Consider the following 4,004-nt stretch of genomic DNA (forward strand, 5'->3'; position numbering starts at 1 on the left):
CCAGTTAAGTAATCGCGTAATTTGTCAGGGTCAACCCATCTAAGCCTAGGAATAATATCAGGAAATTCAAGCCGAATAAATCAACAGAGGAGTAGACATCTGAAACTGAATAATTTACGGTTATTCCGTACTGATTCGGCTAAGTTTTCATAAACAAAGCCTAAAAGTATTACTAGGGAAGACTTTTAGGTTTTGAGATACTATAGCAATTCTACGACTTGTGAGGTACAAATATCTAGGTTTTAGGGAGCAGGGACTTCGGAGCAGGGAGCAGGGACTTCGGAGCAGGGAGCAGGGACTTCGGAGCAGGGACTTCGGAGCAGGGATAAGAGGCAAGAGCCAATAGTCAAACAATGCTGTGTACCTCATGAGTCCTAGAAACGCTCTATGTAGTTTCAATTATCAATTATCATCAAAATCTCAAAGCTATACACAGTATAGTTTTAGGCAATTCGATTTAACAGCATATCATAACAGGTAAGCACCTACACAGAATTAATTACCTACTGCCAATCTCTGTAACCCTTGCCCTGCAAGGCTTTGATTATTTTAAAATGTGTAATTAATTTTGTGCACCTGCTTATCAACTAGGCTAATTTACTCTCAGAAAATAATACAGGAGTCCCTCCATTAAGTCAATAGGGTCGGGGATTTATAGCGGTTTTCAATTAGGTGAATTCCAAATTTTTGGGTTTTAGGGAACAGGGAACAGCGGATCACCGGAACAGCGGATCTGGAAGCCACCCATAACCCCTCCGAGGAGGCGAAGAGAGGGAAGAGGGAATAGGGGAAAAATCCGGCGTTGCTTAATAATGGAATGATTTTAATAGTAGGTGCGACCCTAGGGCGATTTACTCGCCCTAGGGTCACACCTGTGGAATGGGCATCTTGCCCGTTTCATTTCCAGGCGGGCAGGATGCCCACCCCACTCATATTCATTCAAAGATTCAGCAATGCCGTAATCTTTGAATGAATATGAGGATGTCACAGGCTACCAGTGCTATAAGCCTGCCAAGCAATGGTGAGAATAACACGAACAACTTCAATTGTACCGGCTACAGTAACAACTGCGCCGATCTCGCGTACCACACGCGGCGGCAGATTGCCTTCCCAGGGTAAAAGGGATCTGGATTTGTAGTGCTGTATCACGTTACCGATTCCTGTATAACGTTTGATGCTCAGTTCCTTTGGCAGTGCCGGGAGTCCCTGATTACTGGAAGACAGTTTCTCAGAGCGGCGAAACGGTACAATGTCATCACCAAAGGCTGCAATATATTCATCACAATTGGTCAATGTCTGCGCAAAGGTGATCAGACCTTCCGAGGCTAAAAGGGAGCTCCACTTATGGATCTCGTTTTGTGTAGCCTGGCGACCTAAAACGCGCTCAAAGCACAGTGCAACAAAACGGAAATTACTATTGACGGCGAAGACATAATTAACATACATGTCCGAGCAAAGTAACTCACGAACCAGATCTCGAGTGCTCAATTGACCATTCAGGTATGCAGATTCAAGGCTAGCATGATGGTGAAAGTCAAGATCTCGATTTTCCTTAAATAGTTGCTTATATACTGCTTTCAAGCTGAGCAATTTATCGTCATCTGATATAGTATTCCCTTGGCTGCCGTTATAGCTGATTGGGTAAATTTCAGAGGTAGACCAAGATTGTATTAACTGAGAGTTATTAGTTAGTGTTTGCATTTTTTCTTTGACCCTGCAAGTGTTTATTAATCCGTTAAGATCGATTCCTTGATTATCTAGACGGTTCTAATTCTAGGGGCTAGTGGGTCACGGTTTGCATTAATGATAAGTAAATTTACTTATTCATTAAAAAATCTTACAGGATTACTCAGAACTACCCTAATCTGTTACAATTTAATGTTTATGGTATTAACCTTGTAGCTCAACCTTGCCCAACTTCTTCTTTGAGGTACCCAACACGGCGTTGCTGATTATGCGTATGGTTTTGCCCCCCTAGCCCCCCAATTCTGGGGGGAACAAAACTATCAAAGTCCCCCAGAATTGATACTGCTGGCGAATTTAACATTTAGAAATATCAGCCTGAAGACAGCAGTCTTTATAGCCCCCCAACCCCCAATTCTGGGGGAGCATGAACTTAAAGTTACCCATCTGCTACCCTTGTGTAAACAAATATTAATTTCGCCAACGGTATCAGAATTGGGGGATTTAGGGGGCTTTAATAAAACCAAATGATCGCACATTCATTCCTTAATTCAGCAACGCCCCCAACACAGCAACGGCGAATGAAACTGGGAGCCACGCTTTCAAGGAAGTAAGGCGTGGTACCTCACCTGAGTGAATAAAAAAAAACTAAAACCATTGATTTTACCTAAAATCATTACCAGGGTTGGGTTTCACTATCTTCAACCCAACCTACGAAGCCAAAAAAGTCAATCAAGTAGGGCATCTGAAATCATCAGGATTTTATCTAGGATCGCTGTGCTCTAAACCAAACACCTTCCGATCTCCTGGTGAGAGCTGATAAATTTTAGCTGTTTGCAACCACTCATATATAGCCTCCGGCTTGAGCCACACCCTGGCAGTGCCATTGCTGAAAGCAGTGAGGATTTTGGTGCCATCGGGAGAAAAGACGGCGGAGTTCACAGCAGCATTATTGTCTCTCATCACCAGGATTAACCTACCGTTTAAATCCCACAACCTGGCAGTTTTATCAGAAGAAGCAGAGAGAATTGTTTTACCATCGGGAGAAAACACCGCTGAATTAACATCAAACATATGTCCTTTCTCACGACCTCCTCCAAAGGTTCGGATCAGGTTTCCATTCAAATCCCACAGCTTTATCGTGTGATCTGCTGAAGCAGTGAGAATTGTTTTACCATCAGGGGAAAAGACGGCGGAATTAACAGCATCTTGATGTCCTTTAAAATTAGTAATTATTTCTCCGTTCAAGTTCCACAACTTCGCCAGTTTATCGTTAGAAGCCGTAAGGATTTGCTGGCCGTTAGGAGATAGGACAGCGGAATTAACTACCCCCTTGTGTCCTTTGTACTCTGATATTTATATAAGTTCACTGCCACTAAAATTCCATAACTTGGCAGTTTGATCGTAAGACGTAGTCAGAATTTGCTGGTCATCTTGGGAAAAGCTGGCAAATTTAGCACCACTCCTACCGAATATCGTTAAGTTATTATAGTGATCATGTAAATTAATAGCCATGATCAGGCGATCGCCTTTTCCATTCCATAACCGGGTTTTGCCATCATCGGAAGTCGTAATAATATAGTTACCATTAGGGGAGAAAGCTGCTGTTTTTACAGAACAGTGATTCGAGACATCACAGCCATGAGGAAGTTGCTTAAGCAATTTTCCGTTCAGATCCCATAAATAAGCGTTTTTATCGGTAGTGGCTGTCAAGATTTTTGTGCCGTCAGGAGAAAACACAGCAGAATTCACAGATGCTGAATGTCTAAAACTAGAATTAACTGGTTGTTGGGTGATATCCCATAACTTGACTGTAGAGTCATCAGAGGCGGTGATTAGTTTGTCTCCATGGGGAGCAAACGCTGCAGTAGTAACCGATAATTGATGACCGATTAATTTAGCGATCGCGTTTCCATCCAAATCCCAAATTTTGGCAGTATCATCATCACTAACGGTAATAATGTTATTACCCTCTGGGGAAAACAATGCTTTTTTGACTGCCTCGGAATGTCCTGCTAAGGTTTTAATTAATTTTCCATCCTTATCCCATAACTTAGCAGTGCTATCTTCATAAGCGGTAATAATTTTACCGTCTTGGGAAAATAAAGCTGAATTAACCCAACCGGTATGTCCCTTAAATATGTGGATAAGCTCACCATTGTGCTCCCACAATTTAGCTGTATTATCTTTACTGGTAGTAATAATTTTAGTTCCGTCTGGAGAAAATACCGCAGAGGTAAGACCGCAATGATAATCCTTTATATGTACATGCCAACAGCTATCCTGATTTAGAGTTGTGATCAAATTCCCATCGTTATCCC

Annotated in this window: 3 protein-coding genes and 1 pseudogene; all 4 read right to left on the bottom strand. The window is 42.2% G+C overall.

Features of this window, described 5'->3' with window-relative positions; genetic code table 11:
• Positions 1–984 precede the first annotated feature (984 nt).
• Entirely contained in the window at positions 985–1,701 is a 717-nt protein-coding gene (locus tag F6K38_RS36640; protein WP_287359930.1) for a phycobilisome rod-core linker polypeptide, read from the bottom strand.
• Between the two features lie 744 nt (positions 1,702–2,445).
• Complete coding sequence (locus F6K38_RS36645; protein WP_287359932.1) at positions 2,446–2,931, bottom strand: WD40 repeat domain-containing protein; 486 nt, start codon at positions 2,929–2,931, stop codon at positions 2,446–2,448.
• 12 nt (positions 2,932–2,943) lie between these two features.
• Positions 2,944–3,039, bottom strand: a pseudogene (locus F6K38_RS43745) (hypothetical protein); the annotation flags it as partial.
• Positions 3,040–4,004, bottom strand: a 965-nt coding sequence (locus tag F6K38_RS36650; RefSeq protein ID WP_287359934.1) for an eIF2A-related protein, incomplete at its 5' end; no start/stop codon positions are given.

It is taken from the genome of Moorena sp. SIO3B2 (assembly GCF_010692525.1).
Lineage (GTDB): Bacteria > Cyanobacteriota > Cyanobacteriia > Cyanobacteriales > Coleofasciculaceae > Moorena > Moorena producens.

Coding starts and splice junctions, on each gene's coding strand:
- F6K38_RS36640 (WP_287359930.1), bottom strand. CDS start 1,701: ATGCAAACACTAACTAATAACTCTCAGTTAATACAATCTTGGTCTACC.